20 protein-coding genes are annotated in these 17,295 nt (G+C 58.5%); 1 reads left to right on the forward strand and 19 read right to left on the reverse strand.

Features of this window, described 5'->3' with window-relative positions:
* Positions 1–2 precede the first annotated feature (2 nt).
* The 6 genes from gspF to gbpA form a co-directional block, all read right to left on the reverse strand.
* Complete coding sequence (gene gspF / locus NPS46_RS07730) at positions 3–1,214, reverse strand: type II secretion system inner membrane protein GspF (RefSeq protein WP_274105835.1); 1,212 nt, start codon at positions 1,212–1,214, stop codon at positions 3–5.
* A 2-nt stretch (positions 1,215–1,216) separates the two neighbouring features.
* Complete coding sequence (gene gspE, locus NPS46_RS07735; protein WP_274105836.1) at positions 1,217–2,698, reverse strand: type II secretion system ATPase GspE; 1,482 nt, start codon at positions 2,696–2,698, stop codon at positions 1,217–1,219.
* Positions 2,695–4,605 (reverse strand): type II secretion system secretin GspD, encoded by a 1,911-nt coding sequence (gene gspD, locus NPS46_RS07740; protein WP_274105837.1) that lies wholly within the window; start codon positions 4,603–4,605, stop codon positions 2,695–2,697. The genes gspE and gspD overlap by 4 nt, the downstream gene beginning before the upstream one ends.
* Positions 4,606–5,076, reverse strand: a complete 471-nt coding sequence (locus NPS46_RS07745) for a type II secretion system protein N (protein ID WP_274105838.1) — start codon at positions 5,074–5,076, stop codon at positions 4,606–4,608.
* A gap of 103 nt (positions 5,077–5,179) precedes the next feature.
* Positions 5,180–5,719 carry a cytochrome b gene (locus NPS46_RS07750; protein ID WP_274105839.1) on the reverse strand — a complete coding sequence of 180 codons (540 nt, stop codon included), beginning with the start codon at positions 5,717–5,719 and terminating at the stop codon, positions 5,180–5,182.
* Positions 5,720–5,831: 112 nt separating this feature from the next.
* Positions 5,832–7,316, reverse strand: a complete 1,485-nt coding sequence (gbpA, locus tag NPS46_RS07755; protein WP_274105840.1) for an N-acetylglucosamine-binding protein GbpA — start codon at positions 7,314–7,316, stop codon at positions 5,832–5,834.
* Between the two features lie 538 nt (positions 7,317–7,854).
* Here gbpA and NPS46_RS07760 point away from each other — a divergent pair.
* A complete protein-coding gene (locus NPS46_RS07760; RefSeq protein WP_274105841.1) occupies positions 7,855–8,043 on the forward strand; it encodes a carbon storage regulator in 189 nt (62 codons plus the stop codon).
* Positions 8,044–8,057: 14 nt separating this feature from the next.
* On the opposite strand, the gene NPS46_RS07765 is transcribed toward NPS46_RS07760, so the two are convergent.
* The 13 genes from NPS46_RS07765 to NPS46_RS07825 all read right to left on the reverse strand — a co-directional run bounded on the left by NPS46_RS07765 (position 8,058) and on the right by NPS46_RS07825 (position 17,058).
* Complete coding sequence (locus tag NPS46_RS07765) at positions 8,058–8,732, reverse strand: HrpE/YscL family type III secretion apparatus protein (RefSeq protein WP_274105842.1); 675 nt, start codon at positions 8,730–8,732, stop codon at positions 8,058–8,060.
* Positions 8,711–9,337: a SctK family type III secretion system sorting platform protein gene (locus NPS46_RS07770; RefSeq protein WP_274105844.1), complete on the reverse strand. Its 627-nt coding sequence runs from the start codon at positions 9,335–9,337 to the stop codon at positions 8,711–8,713. Before NPS46_RS07770 ends, NPS46_RS07765 begins: the two co-directional genes overlap by 22 nt.
* Positions 9,337–10,074 carry a type III secretion system inner membrane ring lipoprotein SctJ gene (gene sctJ / locus NPS46_RS07775; RefSeq protein WP_274105845.1) on the reverse strand — a complete coding sequence of 246 codons (738 nt, stop codon included), beginning with the start codon at positions 10,072–10,074 and terminating at the stop codon, positions 9,337–9,339. Before sctJ ends, NPS46_RS07770 begins: the two co-directional genes overlap by 1 nt.
* A gap of 7 nt (positions 10,075–10,081) precedes the next feature.
* Complete coding sequence (sctI, locus tag NPS46_RS07780) at positions 10,082–10,390, reverse strand: type III secretion system inner rod subunit SctI (protein ID WP_425312710.1); 309 nt, start codon at positions 10,388–10,390, stop codon at positions 10,082–10,084.
* 38 nt (positions 10,391–10,428) lie between these two features.
* On the reverse strand, positions 10,429–11,010 hold the full coding sequence (locus tag NPS46_RS07785; RefSeq protein WP_274105846.1) for a YopR family T3SS polymerization control protein: 582 nt from the start codon (positions 11,008–11,010) through the stop codon (positions 10,429–10,431).
* Entirely contained in the window at positions 11,007–11,354 is a 348-nt protein-coding gene (locus NPS46_RS07790) for a YscG family type III secretion system chaperone (protein ID WP_274105847.1), read from the reverse strand. Before NPS46_RS07790 ends, NPS46_RS07785 begins: the two co-directional genes overlap by 4 nt.
* Complete coding sequence (gene sctF, locus NPS46_RS07795) at positions 11,351–11,602, reverse strand: type III secretion system needle filament subunit SctF (protein ID WP_274105848.1); 252 nt, start codon at positions 11,600–11,602, stop codon at positions 11,351–11,353. The genes NPS46_RS07790 and sctF overlap by 4 nt, the downstream gene beginning before the upstream one ends.
* 2 nt (positions 11,603–11,604) lie before the next feature.
* Positions 11,605–11,790, reverse strand: coding sequence for an EscE/YscE/SsaE family type III secretion system needle protein co-chaperone (locus NPS46_RS07800; RefSeq protein WP_274105849.1), 186 nt, complete (start codon positions 11,788–11,790; stop codon positions 11,605–11,607).
* The gene (gene sctD / locus NPS46_RS07805; RefSeq protein WP_274105850.1) at positions 11,771–13,075 is read right to left on the reverse strand and encodes a type III secretion system inner membrane ring subunit SctD; all 1,305 of its coding nucleotides are present in this window, start codon (positions 13,073–13,075) and stop codon (positions 11,771–11,773) included. The genes NPS46_RS07800 and sctD overlap by 20 nt, the downstream gene beginning before the upstream one ends.
* On the reverse strand, positions 13,072–14,847 hold the full coding sequence (gene sctC / locus NPS46_RS07810; protein ID WP_425312711.1) for a type III secretion system outer membrane ring subunit SctC: 1,776 nt from the start codon (positions 14,845–14,847) through the stop codon (positions 13,072–13,074). Before sctC ends, sctD begins: the two co-directional genes overlap by 4 nt.
* Before the next feature lie 8 nt (positions 14,848–14,855).
* Positions 14,856–15,281, reverse strand: coding sequence for a YscB family type III secretion system chaperone (locus tag NPS46_RS07815; protein ID WP_274105852.1), 426 nt, complete (start codon positions 15,279–15,281; stop codon positions 14,856–14,858).
* A gap of 22 nt (positions 15,282–15,303) precedes the next feature.
* The gene (locus NPS46_RS07820; protein ID WP_274105853.1) at positions 15,304–16,137 is read right to left on the reverse strand and encodes a T3SS regulon anti-activator ExsD domain-containing protein; all 834 of its coding nucleotides are present in this window, start codon (positions 16,135–16,137) and stop codon (positions 15,304–15,306) included.
* Positions 16,138–16,242: 105 nt separating this feature from the next.
* The gene (locus NPS46_RS07825) at positions 16,243–17,058 is read right to left on the reverse strand and encodes a helix-turn-helix transcriptional regulator (protein ID WP_274105854.1); all 816 of its coding nucleotides are present in this window, start codon (positions 17,056–17,058) and stop codon (positions 16,243–16,245) included.
* Between the last annotated feature and the right edge of the window lie 237 nt (positions 17,059–17,295).

The raw sequence follows: 17,295 nt of genomic DNA on the forward strand, positions 1-17,295 counted from the left end.
GATCAATTCACCAGTTGGTTGAGACTCAGGATCGGCAACAGAATCGCCAGGACAATCAACAGCACCACCGCGCCCATCAGCACCAGCATCAGCGGCTCGAACAGGCTGACCACCAGCGCAATGCGCGTGGCCAGGGTCTTTTCCTGTTGCTCTGCGGCTCTGGCGAGGAGGTTGTCCAGCTCGCCGGCCCGTTCACCACTGGCGATCATGTGCAGCATCATGGGCGGGATATCGCCGCTCTGTTCGAGGCCGCGAGTCAGGGTGCCGCCCTCACGTACGGAACACGCCACGGCGTGCATACGCTGGCGGATCGTCAGGTTGCCGATCACTGCAGCAGCGATAGTCAGAGCGTCCACCAGAGGGACGGCGCTCTTGCCAAGAATCGCCAGGGTGCTGGCAAAGCGTGCCGCCTCCATGGCCCGCAGGACTCCGCCCACCAAGGGCAGGCGCAGCAGCAGCGCATGCCAGCGCAGGCGCGGGCCGGGCTGGCGCAGGAGCCAGCCCATCGCGCCCCCCAGGCCCAGCAATACAACCAGCATCAACACACCGTAATGGCGCAGGCCACTGCTCAGGGTGATCATGCCCTGGGTCAGCGCGGGTAACGGCTGGCCACTGTCGATGAAAATTTTCACCACGTCGGGCACCACATAACCGAGCAGGAAACCGACGATTGAGAGCGAGGCAAATAGCAGGATCAACGGATAGACCAGCGCCTGCTGAATCTGCTGGCGGGACAGGCGCCGCGCCTCGGTGTACTGGGCCAACTGCTCCAGAACCTGGCCCAGATGACCGGAGCGCTCCCCCGCATCAATAGTGGCCCGATACAGCTCGGGGAATGCCCGAGCAAAACCGGCCAGGGCATTGGCCAGAGAATGGCCCTCCAGGACCCGGCTGCGCACGGCCGCCAGCAACCCGCTGACATGGCGCTTCTCACTTTGCGCCGCCACTGCAGCCAGGGCCTCCTCCAACGGGAGCCCTGCCTGGATCAGGGTCGACAGTTGCAAGGTCAGCAAAGCCAGTTCGCTGGCACTCAAGCGCACACCACGGCCCGCCGCGGCCCCTCGCTGGCCGGCGGCCTGGGCCGGCTTCAATTGCGTCGGCAACAACCCACGCTCACGCAACAATTGGCGCGCATGCCGTGGGCTGTCAGCCTCCTGCTGGCCTCGACAAAATCGGCCGTTGCCATCCTGGGCGCGGTAATCGTAGGTCGGCATCGTCAGTCTTCCTGCGTCACGCGCAACAGCTCATCGAGGCTGGTGGCGCCCTCAAGCACTCGCCGTTGGCCGTCCTGAAACAGGCTGGCCGAGCTTGTCCGTGCCGCACAGGCGAGTTCAGGCTCGCTGGCGCCGTTATGGATCAGCCGGGCCAGGTCCGCGTTGATACTCAGCAACTCATAGATCCCTATCCGTCCTCGGTAGCCCTGCTGGCAGTGGCCGCACCCCCGAGCCTGGAACAGGCGTACCGCGGCATCGGCGGGCAGGCCCAGGCGCAGGCATTGCGCCGCATCGGCGGTATAGGGTTGCTTGCACTCGCTGCACAGGGTACGGATCAGGCGCTGGGCCAACACCCCCACCAGTGACGAAGCCAACAGGTAACTGTCCACCCCCATGTCCACCAACCGGGTCACCGCCCCCACCGCACTATTGGTATGCAGGGTCGAAAGCACCAGGTGTCCGGTCAGCGACGCCTGCACGGCAATTTCTGCGGTTTCCTGGTCCCGGATCTCGCCGACCATCACCACGTCGGGGTCCTGACGCAGAATCGCCCGCAAACCGCGGGCAAAGGTCATGTCCACTTTGGGATTGACCGGCGTCTGGCCAATGCCAGGCAGGTGGTATTCGATCGGATCTTCGACCGTGAGAATATTGCGCGTCTGATCGTTGAGGCTGGTCAGGGCTGCGTACAGGCTGGTGGTCTTGCCGGAGCCAGTCGGCCCGGTCACCAGGAAAATACCGTGGGGCCGGCCAAGTATCTGCCGGAACCGCGCCAGGGTGTCAGCGGGCATGCCCAGGCAGGTAACATCAAGACGCCCGGCCTGCTTGTCGAGCAGACGCAACACCACCCGTTCGCCATGGGCCGAGGGCAGCGTGGAGACCCGCACATCGACTTCGTGACCCGCCAGGCGCAGGGCTATTCGCCCATCCTGGGGGATGCGCTTTTCGGCGATATCCAGCCGGGCCATGACCTTGATCCGCGATACCAGCAGGGTCGCCAATTCACGCTTGGGTCGCAGCACTTCGCGCAATTGGCCGTCCACACGCATACGCACCGACAGATACTGCTCGAAGGTTTCCAGATGCACATCCGAGGCCTTTTCACGTACTGCCTCGCTCAGCAGGGCGTTGATCAGGCGAATGATCGGCGCATCGCCTTCCTGCTCGAGCAAGTCCGCCGTTTGGGGCAAGTGATCGGCCAGGCTCATCAGGTCCAGTTCATCGTCCAGCCCCAGGGCCACCTGCTCGGCCGCACTCTGCCCCTCGCTATAGCAACTGGCCAGACGGGCGGCGAACGGTTCGGCTTCGACGATCCGCAACACCAGCTCGCGTCCGGCCCAGCGGCGCACCTCCGCCACCGCAGTCAAGGGCGTATCGGCGCGCATCAGCAGCGTCAAGGGTTCACCCGAGCCCTCGAGCACGACGCCAAAACGCCGGGCAAAGCCAAACGGCAGGCGCTCCTGCCCCACCGCAGAGGCACTCATGGCGCCTCGCCCTCTTCGTCCGGCTGACCACCGCCGTCGAACATTCGCTGTGGATCGCGGGGCAGCAACAGGGAGTTGTCCTTGTGCTTACCGGGCCGGCTCAATTCACGCAACGCGTTGTAACGCGCCTCACTGATCTCGCTGATATCCTCCCGGCTACGTACAATGGTCGGGCGCAGGAACACCATCAGGTTGGTCTTTTCCTGGATCTCTTTATTCCAGCGAAACAAGGCTCCTAGATAAGGAATGCTGCGCAGCAGCGGTACGCCACTTTCCTGGGTGCGCACACTATCCTTAATCAGCCCGCCGATCACGATGATCTCGCCGTCATCCGCCAGGATGGTGCTCTTGAGCATGCGTTTGTTGGTGATCAGGTCCGAAGAATTCTGCCCTGATACGGTCGGCGCGATCTCCGAACTTTCCTGCTCGACCTCCAGGCGCAATAGCGAGCCTTCATTGATATGCGGCTTGATCTTCAGGCTGATGCCGATGTCCTTGCGCTCTACCGTGGTAAAGGGATTGTCCGAACCACTGCCCGAGGTGGTGTAGGAGCCCGTTTTGAACGGCACGTTCTGGCCGACCAGGATTTCCGCCTGCTGGTTATCCAGCGTCAACAGGCTCGGCGTCGACAGCACGTTGCTATGACTGTTACTCGCCAATGCCGAGACCAATGCACTGAAGCGATCACTACCGATATTCAGCACTGCGCCTTCGGGCAAGGCATTCTTGCCACCACCACCCACCCCGCCGATCTTGATACCGGTCCCGGGAAAGGAAATCCCTCCCTGGACATCACCGCCGGTGTACTGCCATTGCACCCCAAGGGCATCGACAATATCGCCGGAGATTTCCACAATCGCCGCATGAATCAGAACTTGAGAGCGTGGCTGGTCGAGCTGGCGGACAATATTCTCAATGGCCTCGACCTGGCTCGGCTCCGCAATCACCACCAGCGCGTTCTGGCTTTCATCGGCCCGGATCACCACATCGCTGGCGACGCCGGCTTCCTTGCCGGTTCCAGGGACACCCTGCTGTTTGAGGCGCTGCCCCACGGCATCGAGCATTTCGGCCAACGCCTTGGCATCCCCGTGACGTAGACGAATAACCCGGGCGTTATCCGAGGTCGTGGCCGTCGGCTTATCCAGCGACTGCGCCAGGGCCGTCAGGCGTTGACGCACAGGCGCAGTGCCCAGCACGACCAGTCGATTGCCCCGTGGATCGGCGATCACCTGTGCACCGGACTCCGCCGCCTGCTTGCCAAGGGACTGCTCCATCAGCCGGGCAATTTCCTGGGCTCGACCGTGCTTGAGATCCACTAGGCCATGGACACTTTTGCCCCCCGCGTCCAACTGGCGAATGATTCTGGCGACACGTCGGACATTGGCGGCGTTATCGGTGACCACCACCGCATTGGCTGATACGGAGGGACCAATATGGCCACTGGCAGAAACCAGCGGACGCATCAGGCCCGCCAGATCCGCCGCGAGGCTGGCATTGAGTTCAATGACCTCGGTCACGAACTGGGTATCGGCAGTATTCGCTTCACTGCCTGATTGGCTGGCACGGCTCTTGGCCTCAGCGGCCGGCGTGATCAGAATCCGGTCGCCCTCATCGATCACGGTGAAATTATGCGCATCGAGTACCGAGTAAAACAGCCGGCGAACGCCTTCGCGATCCAGCGCCTGCTTGGACAGAACAGTAATACGCCCCTGGACGCGGGGGTCGAGAATCACCGTGGTATCCAGAATCGAGGACATTTCTTCGACCACGTCACGTAATTCGGCATCCTGCATCGCCAACTGCCACTGGGTCTCACGAGCCAGCGCCACACCCGTGACGGCCCAACTCAAAATAACCAGCGCAGACAGGATCAGAAGGCCCGGTACGCTGTTTTTTGCCTTGTTCATTCAATCATTACCCTGCAACTGCTCGACGATGGGACGGATGTAACGCCGGGCGTTATCACGCTCGCCGGCGTCCGGGGTAACGGCCTCGCGCAGCAGGTGGCGGGCTGAGGCGCCAGAGCCCAGCGCCAGCGACTCCTCACGCCCATTGCGCCAGAGCACCACGTGATCGGATTCGACTCGACGTAAAACGCTGCCCCCCGGCAAACGCTCGCCAACCCGATAAACACGCGCCCCGCCGCTACCCGCCAACAAGGCACGGGACTCGCCATCAGGGGAGACAAAACTGGCTTGCAGACGCAACGCCTCACTGCTGCGCGCCAGGGGTCCCTGGGCTTGCAGTCCCAGCACGATCAGCAGCGCGGAAAGATTCAGGGGGGGGGCCACAACCAGCGGAGCCGGAGCCGTCGTTGCCGTGGTCGGCACCATGACGCGCGCAGCGCGTGCCTGGAGTTCATCGCGCAACAGGTACACGGCGTACACCAGGACCAGACAGACCAGTACCAGGCGCGACAGCCAGAGTCTGCGAGATACGCTTGAGGCATCACGCAGAAGGGCTGGTTTAAAGGTGTCTGCGTTAAACACTGTCGCCTTCACACAGATTGATGCGTACACCAGATGACCGCCGTGGCCACATGCGCCGCAGCACCCGGGTCCCGTGGAATTCATGCTTGATGACCGCCGCGATATGCAAGGCCACCAATACACTCAACAACATGCAGGAAAAAATATGAATATCTTCAAACCATTGCGTCCAATAGGGATCCGTTATCGGTTGGGTTAAGGACACCCAGCCGAAGACATCGATATCACGCGTCATCATCAACACACCGGTCGCCAATACAATCGCAGTCACGACATACAGCGCGACATGCACTAACCATGCGGCATAAACAGCCCAGCGGCCGGAGTCGCTACGATGCGAAATCTTATGGGCAAAAAAGAAGTAAACGCGCACTACAAACACAGGAATAAACAACGCTGTCAGTGATACGTTGATATAACCAATAAGCGCTTTTGTCTCTGGCAGAACACTGGCCATCGCCACATAAAAACCACTGGACAGTGTCCACAGAATCACCAACGCCGACACCCAATGCAAGAGTATCTGCGGCAATGAGTAATGAGTCCTTCGTTTAACTATTTCCATACATTAACAACCTACCAGCACTCTAGAAAAAACAACTCCGAATGGTGCATGGCGCCATCCGGAGTTGCTCTAAATCAACTTACTTGGCGATCCACGCGTCCGTCCAGTCCGAACCAACGCCTGGCACATAGTGATGGCTGTTGACTTGGCACCAGCCCGAATACGGGAACGGTTTGCACTCGTAGAGTTTGCCGTTGGCTGGCTGCAGAACTACAGTGCCAGCTTTATAGGACTTGATACCTTCCGGATACACAGCGTCGTAATCGCCCGAAACGCTTTCAGCATCACCGGTCAATTTGAAGCCCTTGGTTTCCTGGAAGCTCAGACGACCATCTGCAGAGGTAGCGATCATCACCAGCGTGTGGTCACCCGGCTTGCTGGCAACATCCACGGTAATGGTTTGCGTACCGCCAGTCACCGACTGCTTGGTGAAACCAACCTGCTTGTTGTTGGCATCGAATACCGTGGCTTTGACTTCCAGATCACGGTTGCCCATCACGCTGAAATCAACTTTGGCACGACCGTTTTCCAGAGCGAATTCAGGCTGAATGCTGTGAATATGCATCGCTGCATCCGGATCGCCTTTGTACTCGATCTGCATTTCGAAAGTGGTCACGCCACTTTCAGCCTTGGCGAACAACTGGTTGCTGCCCTTGACCGGATTGATTTCGCCTTCGGCATCACGGACACCGGCACGAATCAGGGTCTGGGTGGCATTGACCCGTTCAGCCAGCTTGAAGGCCCAGTTCTGCGACTGACCTTCTTCTGGCGATTCGATGGTGATCGACACGCTGAACTGGGCGCTTTCCGCACCGCCCACAAAGGCGCGAGCGGTCACTTTGTCACCGACTTTCAAATCACTGTTCGCGTTGATGGCGCCGACACTGGACCAGCCATCAACCGGTGCAACCACACCCGTATCACCGGCATCACCCGCCACGATATTCACGTCAACCGCTTTGTGGAACGCTTTGTCAGTATCCCCAACGGTCCAGACCCCAAGGATCACGTGATGACCACTTTTATCATTCGGGATGGTGCAGTCGTGCTTCTCCTTGGCCGGGCCCCGACCGCCCGCTTGACCGCTTTCAATCGGTGCAAGGTGCTTACCGTCATAGCCACAGAACGGGGTCAGATCGAACTGGGCGCGCGTCAGCGGCGCATTCGGATTCCAGCCGTTCTTGGTGATGAAGTACTCCCACTTGGTGGTGAGGTGAGCTGCAGTGTAGAACCAGTCGAACTTGATCGCGCGATCCGTGATCTCGTTCAAGTGCCAGCGATTGGCCGACTGCTGATCCAAGGCCGCAAACTTGGTGTGCGAACCGCTGGCAATCTCGCCGTCCACCGCGCCATGTGCTGCCGGAAAGCCTTTGAGCACCTCACCCACGCTTTGCGGTTCGTACTGTGCGTCGCCACAGCCCGTGTTTTTACCCTGCTGGCACAGCAGAGCGCGCTCGGGAGGGTTGGTCATGTAGCCGTGTGCTACCACGTTCTGGCTGGCCAGCATGCCGCCCATCAGAACCACGGAGGAAATGATCCCCGAGAGTGCGTTTAACTTGAACATAGAACTTTTCAATGTATATCTCCAGATTGTTTAAATCGCCGCCAAGCCTTCATCCTAAAGACTTATAACAACGCATTCATACCGCTTAATATCCGCAAAAAATCCTTATTCGCGGAAACAAATCCTTCAAAAAACCATTAAAACCCAACACTTAAAAAATGCCCCAGAAAGAGACACTTACAAAAACGAAAGGAGTTCATGACAAACAAGAACAAGTGCGTAACGAAAACTTCCTACAGACCAACTCGTAGGAACAACCCTACACGATCAAAATTTATAAACCAACGTCACTAATAATCAAAAAGTTTCTTTTGAGAATTTTCCCATATCGCACAAAACAGCCTCATGGAAAGATTGGATCCAATCCATAGAAACACAAACTATAAATAATTAGACAGCCTGACAAAACAAATAACATACTGCAGCCACACCCGACAACACCCTCACCAATTACATAGTGGCCCGCCCCACAGAATCGGAAACACGGCCAACGCGCCGTAACAAACTGGTTGACACTTACATTTCAGGGAGTTAAATCATGCTGGTACTTTCTCGCCAGACCAAAGAATCAATCCGCATTGACGGTAATATCCTGATTACCATCCTCGATACGCGGGAGCACAGCATCAAACTGGGTGTGACGTTTCTCGATACTTACCAGGGCGGGAAGCACATTGCATGCAACCCGCCCCTCAGTAGTAAAACTGTTTTACATCGTTCGAAATAACTCAGCTCATGCCGTCAGGCAATTGGGGAGGTGCCTGGGGACGAGTTATCGCAAGACTCGATCCCGAGTTCATGTTGCGCCCATTGCTGCTTCAGCGCCGTTTGCAATGCAATCAGTTGCCCATCGATGCTCGCATCGATGATCCCAACCTCGGTTTCCAGCATGCAACCGCCCTGCCCCAGGCGAGCATCGGCGATCACATCGACGTAACCGATTTCGGGAAAGTCCTTGAGCACCCGGGAAATCTGCTCACGGACCTCTGTCACCCGATCCGGCTCCACATGCAGAATCACATGCTTCTGGTTACTGACCAGCGACAAGGCTTCGCGAGTGACCTGCAAGGTCAACTCGGTGTCGTCGAACTGACGAACGATCTTGCGCACGGCCTGCAGCACGACCTCGCTCATCTGCTCTTCGACGCGGCGATAGTAGTCATTGCACTGCAACAGAGTCTCCTGAATCAGCACAGCCTGCTGCGTACGCGCCTGCTCCATCCCGGCCAGCCAGCCGAGTTGCTTCTGCTCTTCGTAAATCTCCTCGGCTCCCCGCTCAATGTCTTCGGCCCGCCGGCGCGCAACCTCAAGCAGCTCATCAGCCATCAGATAGCGTTGATAATCGGCACTGCGCAGCAACACCTGCTCGGGCGCCAAGAGGATGCGCTCGGCTTTTATTTCAATAAATGGAAGCATTCAGGACTCACTTGTCGAGCAACTTTCAAACACAGGGCTCTGGCCAATGGCTGGTTCTCGGCATCCGCCAGCAACGTTGACAACTGCGCATGCGGCGCCAGCCGCAGGGCCAGTCGACGTGTATAACCTTCATCCACCGAACCCAGCGCAAACAACCAGAATTGCAGACCGCAAGCCTGGAAGTACCCCTGCAAAGACCCGTGCGGTAGTCGCTGCTGCCACCCGGCCGGCCAGCGGCCAATAATCAGGTCAAGCTGTTCAAGACAATAACGATGCCCCGCCTCGCCAATCGCCTCGCGCACAGGCTGCACATCGCTGGCACGCAGCAACTGACGCATGGCCTGGCCATGCAGCAGCCCGCCCAGATAACCCAGAGTCAATTCAAATGCCGCTTGCGGATACAGGGCCAGGCCGCCAAGGGCCTCAGGCATCCGGAAGTCGGTACTGAGCGACAGTTCTTCCAGTAACCAGGCATTGAGACGACTCTGTTCGCGCCACTGCGCGAGCCCTGCCAGGACTTCACGGATCGAGCCGGACAGATGGCGCTCATCCAGATAGCGTGCCGGACAAAAACGCAGTTGGTAAGGCGTCAGTAACAGCGCCATTACCGCCCCCTGTCACGTCGCCATATGAACTGGGCGAGGTTGCTGATCAGCACCAGCGCGACCATCAGTGCCACCAGAAACAGCAGACGCCCACGGGACTCCGGGGCCACCTGAATCGAAAACAGGCTTTCAAGACGTGGCGCCAGAGGCACCTGGCGAACGTCCTGGGAGGGCACCAGTACGACGCTGATACGGTCATAGCTCAGCCCTTCGATGCCGTTGTTGACCAACTGCTTGACCTGCGGCACATAGGCATCGAGCTGGATATCGGCAGCATGCTTGATAAATACCGACGCCGAGGCCACGGAGGATTTAAGCCCGAGCCCTTCTCGCTCCTCCGGCAAGACCACATGCACCCGTGCGACCAACACCCCATCGATTTCGGAGAGGGTCCGGGCAATTTCCTGGGCCTTGGCATAATTAAGCCGGGCGCGCTCTTCCAGGGGAGACGAGATCAGGCTGTCCTTGGGAAATACATCCTTGATTGTGGAGAAGCGCTCGCGGGGATAGCCCTTTCGCTTGAGCGTATCGACCGCTTGCGCCATATCCGACTCCTCGACCAGCAGCTTGATGCGCCCATCCTTGTCGGCCTGCTTGGTCGCGGAGATACCTTCGGTGCGCAGTAACGCAAGCATCTCATTGCCTTCCTTCTGGCTGACCCCGGTATAGAGTTCAACCTTGCAACCGGCTAGCATCATCACCAGTAGTAACAGCAGTGCCCGATTCAGTCTTTTCACGCATCACCTATTGAGTTTTAAGCAGCGTCTCAACGCTCTGGCTCATTCGCCCGACGGTCTTGGCCAACAACTCCTCCTGCATGGTGATGCGCATCAGCGACCACTGCATTTGCATCAGGCTGGCCGGGTTATCGCCGGGAGTAGCCAAGCGCACCTCAAGCTCGCGCTTGGCCTGGGTGAACTGCTCCTTGATCTGCCCGATCTCGCTCAGCAAGCCGCCCCCCAGATTGCCCGTTTTCCCCATGGCCCCTTCGAACTCGGCGACATGCATCGGGTCGAGGGCAAACGAGCCCAACTCCTCCGTCTGTTTGTCCATGCCAGCGGTGACCGCTTCAACATCCACAGCAATGCTCATCACGACTCCAGATCAGGTTTGTGGGTATTACGCATCAAATTGTCGACCATCGCGTTCAAGGGAATCTGTACCTGCAGTTCGCGCCTGATCAATCCGCCCAGGTACTCGCTACCAGCGACCCCTTTGATCTCTTCCAGTACATTGAGCAACAGGGTTTCCTGCTGTTTGCCAAACGGTGCGCACTCCTTGAGCTGGGCCTTGAGCGCAAGCCGATCAAGCTCAGGCCCCGCCTGCGGCTCAGCGAACTGCACCAACCAGCGCCCGGCAACACCGCCCATCAGCGCCTCCCTGAGTTCCACCCGGCGCGACTCGGGCTGCCCCGACAGGTCCTGGCGATACCATTGCCAGAGCACATCTCGTTGTCGGCTCCGCTCAAGTCCAGCCATTACCGTGGCCAAAGGCGCGCCCTCCAGCCAACGCTTCAAGCGTGCATCTGTCTCGACTACCGACGCCGCAGCCGGCACCGGTGCCGGGCTGTCCAGCACACGCTCAAACTGCCGCGCCTGCTGCGGATCGGCGCGATTTTCAGAGGCCGTTACTGGCGCCAAGGGAGGGGGTGAAGAGAAGTCGATACGGTTCATTCACCCTCCGGATCACGCATGCCCCGGGCGAACTCGCGCAAGGCTGGGTCGTCACTGTGGTCCAGCAGCGCTAGGCGGCGGTCCAGGGCACTGCCCAGTCCCAGGTGCCACTCGCAAAGTGCCAGCCAAGGCGCGATCGCTGGCCAATCCTTGTCCTGTCCCAGAATCAGGGCCTGGCGATAGAACCCTTGATTGGCCAGGCTGGACAAACGAATGCAACACGCCATCTCGGCCTGCCCGGCGTGCTCGAGCCAGTCGGCGATCTGCTCGGCCTGTTCATGACAATGCTGGCCGGTTCCGGCCAATGCCAATTCCGCGACAAGAGAGGTCAATGAACGGTTCATATTTTTTGCAGGATGCCTTGCATCAGGTCCTTCATCGAGCGACTCACCGTAGAACTGATGTTGTAGATCACCGACCATTTATTCAGCTTGTGCTGCAGGTCAGCCAACAGCGCCGGGTTATCCGCGCCGCCGTTGAGCTTATCGATCGCTGCATTGACTTCCTTGTTCGCCGCATCCGCCTGCTCCTTGAGCTTCTCGACGACGGCATCAAGGGTGTTGTTGGCGCTGTTATCAAAGCCCATACTCATAATTAACCCCTCTTGATGGTATGAAGAATGCTGATCGCGGCCTCAAGCGCCCGGGCCTTGAGTTCCAACTGCCGATAAGGCTTTGGAGGCCCTCCGCGCATGAGTTCACGCTTGCACTCGCCGCAAGCTTGCTCCAGTTCCTCCTGCAACTGTTTTGCATAGGCCGGATCAGCCTCGGACAGGCGCACTTCGAGCTCCGTCATCATGGGACACCCCTACCTTTAAATTGATAATGAATTGCTGCTGGCCCTTGCTAACCACAATCTGTCCCGGTTCAATCGCCAGCACCCTCACTCCCTGGGGGGTCAGGGCCCCTACCGGGTACTTGCGGTTGTCATTGAGCACGACATAGGGCACATGCCCGAATGACGCCGAGCGCAGCGAAAACTCCAACTTCTCGCTCGCGCCCCGATCGGCGCGATTGATCAGCTCGAGTGCGGGACGAGTTCCAAACTCACGACGAAACTCACGCTGTAGCTCGGAGAATTTTTGGAGTTGTGCCTCATTCAGCAGCCCTCTGAGCTCAATACGCTCGCTTAGATCGCGCAGCGCCAGCAGCCGGCCCAGGCCGGCGTCCTGCAACAACTGCTCCAGACGGCGCAGAGGCGCACCCGCCAGGCGCGCCTGGTTTTCCACACCCAGCAAGCCCGGAACATCTGCCTTGAGCAGCGCGCCGATCTGTGCCCAGGTTTCATCCTCGCGCTCAAGCTCGCCCGTCAGGCGTATCCAGCCCGGCTGCTCGCCATTGCTGCTACTGACCTGGCGAAAGCCAAGGCGGTGCACAATCACGTCCACCGCCTGGCGGATCTCTTCCATGCTGCGCACCTCCAGCCGATAGCCCAGGTGGTTGCGCTCGAGGTATTGCTGCAATGCCAGGCGGCTCTGGTTGTCTTCGACATAGCCGTGCAAAACGGATAACCCGTCCTCACGCGTTTCAACGCTGACCTGGAGCAACTGCCGCTCACGCAGATACGCACGCACCAATTGCTCCGGAGCTTCAAGCGCAATTGCGTTATGCCCCGATGCCCAGGGATCACTCATCAGGCTCGCGACCAGAACCAGCAATAAGACGCTGCTGCCCAATAGAATGCATGCCCCCCAGCGCGCCTTGAAACCGGCTGCGCTACCCCTCTCCTGAGCACCACCTGCAACTGACAGTTGCGCGGGAAATTCTTGCCCGCGCTCGCAGTACGCCCACAACAGGGAACCGCACTCCTGCGCAGAGAAGGGCGCCAGGGCCTGGCCTGCCACGACTGGCATACCGGCCTGAAGCGGGCTGTGCTCGGCCGCCCAGTCCAGCAGCCGCACGCCTTTGGCATCGACTTCAAGGACCAGATGAACCCCGGCCAGACCTGCATCGACCAACACCAGATCGGCCAATAGAGGATCCGTGCCAATGAGCACTCGGCCTTCGTCAAGCGGCACATCCACGGCCTGGTTGAGGCCACTGTAGAAGCGAATTTTCCAACTCATGGCTGCACACTGCCTTGCATGCAATGCTCCAGCCCTGCTTCGCAACCTCGTTCAACGCGCCAGCCGGGCTCGCCCTGATTGCGCAGGCAGGCTCTCAACGCCGAGTCGATGCCGGCCTGGGCCAGGCCCTTTTGGCTTTCGCGAGCGGTGTCCAGCGCCTGGCATTGATGAACGCTAACGGCCTGACGCAAGGCCAGGCTGCTATTCGACAACTCATCGACCTTCAGCAGATCATCCATATAGCCCCGACCGTTCAGGGCCACGTAGTGGCCGACGCCATCGTCGATCAAACGTGGCTCGATCAGGAACAGCCGTACCGAGCGCCGGGCATTGTTGGACTTGTAACGGAACAGTGCCCCCAGATAAGGGATGTCCCCCAAGAACGGCACCTTGCGTAGGCTCTCGTTCAACTCATCACGGTGAATTCCGCCGATCAGCAGGCTTTGCCCATGACCGACACGGGCCACGGTATCGACCACCGTGCGATTGATCGTCGGGATACCGTCAGGCCCGGAGCTGTTGGGCTTCTGGTTACCGTCCTCAATGTGCAGGCTCAGGCTGATTTCAGGGCGATCCCCCAACTGAATGACCCGCGGCGTCATTTTCAGCATAGTGCCGTAGGTGATGGCCTTGAGCTCGGCGACCCGCTCGCCGCTGACTTTCACATAGTAGGTTTCGCTGTGATCGAGTACCGCCAGGGTGTTTTCCTGGGTCAACAGGGTCGGACGTGAACCGATCTGCGCACGCCCCTGGCTCTCCAGCAGGGTGACCCGCGCCAGCAGATAATCCAGGCCACGGCTGTCCATCAAGCTCGCGCCGACATTCTGCCCTGTTTCGCCGCTCCCGCCGGTGGTGCGCACATCAATCAGCTTGCGCGCCCCCAGGCTCACCCCGACACGCCAATCCACCCCCAGTTCGGCAAGATTTTCGGCATTGATGTCGACAATCGACAGCGCGACCTCGATACGCGCCGAAGGACGGTCCAACGCCGCGATCAAACGCCGGTACATCGGCATTCTCTCCTGGGTATCGCGCACCACGATGGCATTGAGCGAGGGCTCGGCCTGGATCACGGCACGCCCGGAAGCTGCCGCATGTGGAAGCGCTTGCGCGGTACCGTCGACCGATACCACGTTGGCCTCACTTAATACCCGCGAAAGGATCGTTGCCACACCGGGCGCCTCAATGTCATCGTCGCGGTACTTGATGCGGCGATCTTCAGCCGCCGCATACTTGAGTGCAAAGATCTCCACTGAGAGGTCGCCGGTTTTCTCGCTGCGCAGCGTGTACTGCTGCTCCAGCGCGAGCGCAGTCTGTTCCAGCAGATCCAGGTAACGCGGCGGACCAGAGACGTAGACCAGGCGACCACTGGCGTCCACGCGCCAGCCAAAACGCGGCTCCCAGATCCCCGAAGCCTGCAGTGCCTGCTTCAATTGAGCGGCCCCCACCTGCTCGAGACGAACTAGCCGTGATTGCATTTCAGTGGACTTGAAGACGTAAAGAACGCTGCCGTCGTAGTACCAAGTCAGGCTGTACAACGAACTCAGCAATTGCAGAAAAGCACTGGGGGTCTTGAGATCGAACTGGCCACTGACCTGGTCGTTGACCTGATCGCTGACAATCACCGAACTGTCATAGTTGGCGCCAAAATGAATCAGCACATCGCGCAGACTCTCGCCCTGCGCCATGTAGCGGTAAGGGACCTCAGGCCAGTCGAGCTCCTGAGCCTGCGCCGTGGAAGTCAGCACCAAGGCCAGCGCCAGGCGCTTGATGAATACCTTCAAGGGCGCCATATCGTCGGTCTCGCAAGCACAACATCCGACGAGGCCTGCAGCAGCCAGGGCTCAAGCGTTTCCAGGATTCCAGCCTGGGCGCACAGGCCCTGTTCGAGCTCATCGAGCTCCAGGCTGTCGAACGCCAGCCGCGCCTGCAACACCAGATTCCCCAGCTCGTTGATGGCGATGCCCTGAGGGCAGCTACGCGCCCAACTCGTCACCTGCTTGAGCAGGTCAATCAGCAGCCCGCGGGCACGATAGGAATCGGCTGGCAATGAGTAATTGAACGGGCTGGTCACCACCAGGTCCGCGCCCTGGCGCTCGATAATTACGCTATGACCATCAATGCATACGTGGTAGCGGCCAGCAGTATCGGCTGTAAACGGGGCCTGGCCGATACGCTCAGCCAGGCGTGACAATAGTTGATCCATGTTTCCTCGCTAAGGGGGGTTGTCATGCGCTCGACCAGTACAAATGGTCCTGTTCCCGGCATAGATCCCTCTCGTATAGCCATGTCCGTACTGCCTCCATTGCCTGCGTATCCTTACCCAGCGACTCCAGCGCTTCCCAGAATGGGGCCAGCACCAAGGGCACCGGATGAAAAGCCCCCAATTGCCCCGAGGCCAGGTAATGCTCCATGCCTCGCTCCCACTGCGTCCAAGATTGTCTTGACCAGTGAGACAGCGCCTCCAGCCTGCTCACCAGGCTGGCAATTTCAGAGCGCACCTTGAGTTGACGCTGCCCAGCCCCCTCCAACTGCACCCGACTCGACTCCGGAGCCACTGCCAGCGCCTGTCGCCAGAACGCCTCGTGGGCTCGTAACTGCTGAAAATGCACCTGCAGTCGCGCTAAATCACAACCACCGGTCACTGCAACTTCGTCGTACTGGCTTTCCCACCACTGAAGCACCGGCACCAGTACGAAGGCGACCATGGACTCACAGGAGCCGAGATTGATTCGCTCCGGTAACAGACCATCCCAATTCACATTCCTGCGTCGAGCCAAATGGAGGATGTTGCGCATATCCTCTCGCGTAACAGACACCCCCCGATTAACCCGCCGCTGCAACCAGCGGGAGCGCAACAATTGATCAAGCGACGCGCGATGCAAGAACCGCTTCAACAACTTAAGTTGCCATCCACTCAAGCCTGCGCACTGTTTGAACAACGGGCCTGAACAATCGTTTTCAAGCCTTACGAACAATGGACATTCCCTGCTTTCAATCGCCGCCTGAACAGACATGAAGGCCCGATAGCGAGGGTTATAAGTATGAGCTTCCTGATTCATAGTCTGCCTTGACTGTTATATTTCCTAACCACTCAAACAGGTCTCATCCGCCACCCACACTCACAGAGCGACCTTGATCATTCCTTATGATCAAACAACAAAAAATTAACCCTTTATCTGCCGAGAACGACTGGGCGTACAACCAAAACGCCGACGATAACTTTGCGTGAAATAAGACTGACTGGAAAACCCACTTTCCATGGCAACTTCCACAATACTTCGCTCAGTATTCAACAGTAGATGGTGCGCATGCAGAATACGCCTTTCACTAATCCACGCACGCGGCGACCCGCCATAGACCGCCGAAAACAACTCCTTGAACGCGGTCAGCCCCATGCCAAACTCCTTGGCAAAAGTGCCCAGGCGCCATTCTTCCAGATAGTGCTTCTCCATGAATCGTTGCAGGCGCTCGACATGCCGATTGCTCTGCTGGCGCAACACAGCCATAAAGGCCGGTCCCTGCGCACTGAACGCCATCAGCATCAACAATTCTTCGATACGCAAAGAAGCCAGCACTGGTGGGTAGTCGTGGGCCAGCAAGCCCTTCAGGCACCCTACACAGTCTATAAGCAGGGGCGTGCTTGAAAATGCGATACCGCCACCCTGCGACTCTTCGCATCGCTCTATCTCTGCCAGCAAGGCACCATAACGCTGCACGAAATTTTGCAGAAAGGCTGCGGATAGCGGGATCCACATAAGATGGGCCTCGCCCCCACCAGTCCCCACGATGTAGTTGCCACGGCGTAGAAAAATCAACTCACCAGGCAATAGATTGAATGTCGTATTGAAGTCTTGAACACTCAACTCCCCCTCAATGACGACGTAGATCCCATCTTCCGAGGCGGAGAAAAACTCAAACACGGGAATAGCCCACTGACACAGCGCTAACTGCGACTGCTCATACACATCGGCAACTTGCATATTAGTATTCCCAAAGTTGCAGGCTCAGGCCAAAAAACTTAACACCCCTGAACTTTCTGCAATTAATCAACCTTCAATTACAAAATATCTACATTAACACCCCACAATCCTACAACAAAAACAACCCAGCAAATGTAAGATAACTCTTATTTTAGTAGGAAAACTCCACGCAGCCTTATACCACCCCACCTTCCAGAGCAGCAGCCAGGAAATAGAGTTAACACACTAATTAGGCTT

It is taken from the genome of Pseudomonas putida, from assembly GCF_028682395.1.
In the GTDB taxonomy this organism is placed as follows: domain Bacteria; phylum Pseudomonadota; class Gammaproteobacteria; order Pseudomonadales; family Pseudomonadaceae; genus Aquipseudomonas; species Aquipseudomonas putida_AB.

What these genes read in the sequence shown, in the direction of transcription:
- gspF (WP_274105835.1), bottom strand. Translation starts at nt 1,214, where the DNA reads ATGCCGACCTACGATTACCGCGCCCAGGATGGCAACGGCCGATTTTGT.
- gspE (WP_274105836.1), bottom strand. Translation starts at nt 2,698, where the DNA reads ATGAGTGCCTCTGCGGTGGGGCAGGAGCGCCTGCCGTTTGGCTTTGCC.
- gspD (WP_274105837.1), bottom strand. Translation starts at nt 4,605, where the DNA reads ATGAACAAGGCAAAAAACAGCGTACCGGGCCTTCTGATCCTGTCTGCG.
- gbpA (WP_274105840.1), bottom strand. Translation starts at nt 7,316, where the DNA reads ATGTTCAAGTTAAACGCACTCTCGGGGATCATTTCCTCCGTGGTTCTG.
- NPS46_RS07760 (WP_274105841.1), top strand. Translation starts at nt 7,855, where the DNA reads ATGCTGGTACTTTCTCGCCAGACCAAAGAATCAATCCGCATTGACGGT.
- NPS46_RS07765 (WP_274105842.1), bottom strand. Translation starts at nt 8,732, where the DNA reads ATGCTTCCATTTATTGAAATAAAAGCCGAGCGCATCCTCTTGGCGCCC.
- NPS46_RS07770 (WP_274105844.1), bottom strand. Translation starts at nt 9,337, where the DNA reads ATGGCGCTGTTACTGACGCCTTACCAACTGCGTTTTTGTCCGGCACGC.
- sctI (WP_425312710.1), bottom strand. Translation starts at nt 10,390, where the DNA reads ATGGACAAACAGACGGAGGAGTTGGGCTCGTTTGCCCTCGACCCGATG.
- NPS46_RS07785 (WP_274105846.1), bottom strand. Translation starts at nt 11,010, where the DNA reads ATGAACCGTATCGACTTCTCTTCACCCCCTCCCTTGGCGCCAGTAACG.
- NPS46_RS07790 (WP_274105847.1), bottom strand. Translation starts at nt 11,354, where the DNA reads ATGAACCGTTCATTGACCTCTCTTGTCGCGGAATTGGCATTGGCCGGA.
- sctF (WP_274105848.1), bottom strand. Translation starts at nt 11,602, where the DNA reads ATGAGTATGGGCTTTGATAACAGCGCCAACAACACCCTTGATGCCGTC.
- sctD (WP_274105850.1), bottom strand. Translation starts at nt 13,075, where the DNA reads ATGAGTTGGAAAATTCGCTTCTACAGTGGCCTCAACCAGGCCGTGGAT.
- NPS46_RS07815 (WP_274105852.1), bottom strand. Translation starts at nt 15,281, where the DNA reads ATGGATCAACTATTGTCACGCCTGGCTGAGCGTATCGGCCAGGCCCCG.
- NPS46_RS07820 (WP_274105853.1), bottom strand. Translation starts at nt 16,137, where the DNA reads ATGAATCAGGAAGCTCATACTTATAACCCTCGCTATCGGGCCTTCATG.
- NPS46_RS07825 (WP_274105854.1), bottom strand. Translation starts at nt 17,058, where the DNA reads ATGCAAGTTGCCGATGTGTATGAGCAGTCGCAGTTAGCGCTGTGTCAG.